The sequence below is a fragment of the Albidovulum sp. genome (genome assembly GCF_049646345.1).
In the GTDB taxonomy this organism is placed as follows: domain Bacteria; phylum Pseudomonadota; class Alphaproteobacteria; order Rhodobacterales; family Rhodobacteraceae; genus Albidovulum.
This window is the reverse complement of the sequence record NZ_JBARVQ010000147.1, coordinates 1-2,353: the sequence shown is the minus strand read 5'-3', so window position 1 is coordinate 2,353 and position 2,353 is coordinate 1. Positions and strand designations below refer to the sequence as shown.

Genomic DNA, 2,353 nt, shown 5'->3' with positions numbered 1-2,353 from the left:
GTCGGGAAGCGTCAGCACGATGCGCCCCGGCGATATGGTGCGCTCTATCTCGTCCACGATAATTTGCGCGATGCCGCGCAGGTCCGAGGTTTGGTCCAGCCGCAGGCGACCTCCTTCGGCGCGGGCCAGTTGCATCAGGCGTTCCGACAGGCGTGTTAGCCGTTTCAGCGTGGCTTCGATGTCTGCCGCTCGGGCAGCAGCAGCCGGGTCACCTGTTTCAGACTGCAACCGTTGCGCCTGCGCGATGGCTCCGGCGAGCGGTGTTCGCAACTCATGTGCGGCATTGGCGGCAAAGCTGCGTTCGGCGTCGAACGCCTCTTTCAAGCGCCCAAGAAGTCCGTTCAGGGTTGTCGCCATCGGAACAATTTCCAACGGAATTCCTGTCGTCGGAACAGGTGAAAGGTCGCGCGCATCCCGAGCATCCAAGCGTTCGCGAAAACGGCGAATGGGTCCAAGGCCTGCCCGGACCGCCAGCACGATGGCGAGCAGCGCAAGCGGTATTACTACCAGAAGCGGCAGGCCCAGCCCCATCTGGATTTCCCGCGCGACCGTGGCGCGGTGGTCCAGCGGTTCGGCCACCGAAATGCGAACGCTGCCCTGCAAGGCATCCTCGTTGTAAAGCCTGTGGGTTGCTGTCTGACGGAAGCCCGTCCCGTTATAGGCAGGAAATATATCCGGATCGGCGGCATGCGATTGCAGCAGGATGCGCCCCCGCGCGTCCCGCACGATGTAAGTGAAGAACTCGGTATGTTCGCGGATCGCGCCAAGGCGTTGGGTCACACCGTCATCTTCGCGGCCGACAATCTCTTGCACGGCCAGCGGAAGAAGGCGCTGCGCCGTTTCTTGCAGGGCGGAGTCGAAGACCTCATCCATTTCGTGGCGCAGGTTTACCGCCGTCACCGTGGCGGTCGCGATCCACAGAAGCGTCAACCCGATACCCAATGACAGCCCCAAACGGGCCTGGAGGCTACGTGGCAGTCTCATGAAGGTCCCAGACGATAACCCATGCCACGCTCGGTCTGTATCACGTCAGCCCCAAGCTTCTTGCGCAGGCGACTGACATGGACTTCGATGGTGTTGCTTTCGATTTCGGCCCCGTGGGCATAAAGTTTGTCTTCAAGCTGCGTTTTCGACAGCAGCTGACCCGGGCGTGCCAGAAACGCATCGAACAGCGCCCATTCGCGCGCGGTCAGTTGGACCGGTTTGCCGTTCCGGTGGATGCTGCGGGAGGCAAGATCGATGTCGAGTGCGCCATGGGTGATGATCGGGTTTGGATTGCCGCTATACCGGCGCGCGACCGATCCGATCCGGGCGGTGAGTTCCGACAGGTCGAACGGTTTGACCAGATAATCGTCAGCCCCCGCATTCAACCCTTCGATCCGATCCGAAATCTGGTCAAGGGCTGTCAGGATGATCACCGGGGTCACGTCCCCCCGATTTCGGATCGTCTTCAGAAATCCAATGCCACGACCATCGGGCAGCATGAGGTCAAGCAGCAGGAGATCATAGGCGGCAACCGCCATTGCATCGCCCGCCGCATCAAGCCGTGTCACCCAGTCCACGGAGTGGCCATCGGCGGCGATCTGGTCGCGCACGGCGGTGCCCAGAACGGTATCATCCTCGATCAGCAGAATGCGCATGGGTGTCGGATTCCTTTGTTTCACAAGTCATCTTGAACAATCCAGCTTACGCGAGACTGACGCACATCAGCCCGCGAGCTTCAGGAACCTGTCAGGTTGGTGGCGCATGGTCTGGTGAAATTGGCCGCAATCCGGAGTTTGCCGCATGAAGAAGACACTGACAATGCTCGCCGTTTTCGCCACGCTTTCGGCGGGCGCTGCGATTGCCGACGATGATGACTGTTTTGTCCCCATGGCCGACTGGCAGCCGCGCGAAGCGGTGGCGCAGATGGCGTTGGACAACGGTTGGACCGTGCGTCGGATCAAGATCGATGATGGCTGTTACGAAATTGATGGCCGCGATGCACAGGGGCGTCGGATCGAAGTGACCGTTCATCCGCAGACCCTTCAAATGATCGAATTCGAATACGAGGATGACGACGATGACTGAGACCTCTGCACATGATGCGTCTTCAACCGCGCAAGGATCTACGGCCAAGGTCCGTGTCTGGGATCCTTTGGTCCGGGTCTTTCACTGGAGTTTGGTTGTCACGTTTGTCGTGGCCTATCTGAGCGCCGAGGAGCTTGGCACGGTGCACGAAATCGCGGGTTACATTGTCGCCGGACTGATTGCGTTCCGTTTGATCTGGGGCCTTGTCGGCAGCAAATACGCCCGTTTCTCGCAGTTCCTGCGGGGACCGTCGCAAACGATTGGCTATATCGGAGATGTCGTG

General features: G+C 60.1%; 4 protein-coding genes. 2 read left to right on the top strand and 2 right to left on the bottom strand.

The features are described from left to right. Both WBB85_RS03630 and WBB85_RS03625 read right to left on the bottom strand, forming a co-directional pair. Positions 1–984: histidine kinase dimerization/phospho-acceptor domain-containing protein (locus WBB85_RS03630; RefSeq protein ID WP_432637257.1), on the bottom strand; the 984-nt coding region annotated here is incomplete at its 3' end. After that, positions 981–1,640 carry a response regulator transcription factor gene (locus tag WBB85_RS03625; RefSeq protein ID WP_085310917.1) on the bottom strand — a complete coding sequence of 220 codons (660 nt, stop codon included), beginning with the start codon at positions 1,638–1,640 and terminating at the stop codon, positions 981–983. The genes WBB85_RS03630 and WBB85_RS03625, both read right to left, overlap by 4 nt. Before the next feature lie 145 nt (positions 1,641–1,785). Between WBB85_RS03625 and WBB85_RS03620 the strand changes: the two genes are divergently transcribed. Both WBB85_RS03620 and WBB85_RS03615 read left to right on the top strand, forming a co-directional pair. Then, positions 1,786–2,070, top strand: coding sequence for a PepSY domain-containing protein (locus WBB85_RS03620; protein ID WP_109384011.1), 285 nt, complete (start codon positions 1,786–1,788; stop codon positions 2,068–2,070). After that, a partial coding sequence (locus WBB85_RS03615; protein WP_432637256.1) for a cytochrome b/b6 domain-containing protein occupies positions 2,063–2,353 on the top strand: 291 nt, incomplete at its 3' end. The genes WBB85_RS03620 and WBB85_RS03615, both read left to right, overlap by 8 nt.

Excerpts from the sequence above, each read along its gene's own strand:
- WBB85_RS03625 (WP_085310917.1), bottom strand. The coding sequence starts at position 1,640 with ATGCGCATTCTGCTGATCGAGGATGATACCGTTCTGGGCACCGCCGTG.
- WBB85_RS03620 (WP_109384011.1), top strand. The coding sequence starts at position 1,786 with ATGAAGAAGACACTGACAATGCTCGCCGTTTTCGCCACGCTTTCGGCG.